The 269-nt window shown below is 39.0% G+C and carries 1 protein-coding gene; it reads left to right on the forward strand.

Annotation, left to right across the window (positions count from 1 at the left end; translation table 11 throughout):
• A partial coding sequence (locus SB772_RS41390; protein ID WP_410838698.1) for a glutathione S-transferase family protein occupies positions 1-204 on the forward strand: 204 nt, incomplete at its 5' end.
• Positions 205-269: the final 65 nt, after the last annotated feature.

Here is a 269-nt window from a genome sequence, read left to right on the forward strand (position 1 = left end):
ACTTCGGTTGAAGGTAAGTCGTTTATCGTGGGTGACAAGCTAAGTGGTGCCGACTTTATGCTGTCATTCGATTTGATTATTCTTGCTAAGCGTCAGAAACTTGATGCTTATCCGCATATCAAACAGTATGCTGAAAAGCTGGCCGGTCTTGATAGCTATCAGCGTGCGATGCAGCTAGAAGCAAAATATGATGAATCGATTTAGTATTTGGTATTAATTGATACTATGGTGTTAGTCAAAATGCTACGTAGTAATTGACCATCTAATTT

Origin of the sequence: Paraburkholderia sp. SIMBA_030, assembly GCF_046535245.1 — a bacterium.
In the GTDB taxonomy this organism is placed as follows: Bacteria; Pseudomonadota; Gammaproteobacteria; order Burkholderiales; family Burkholderiaceae; genus Paraburkholderia.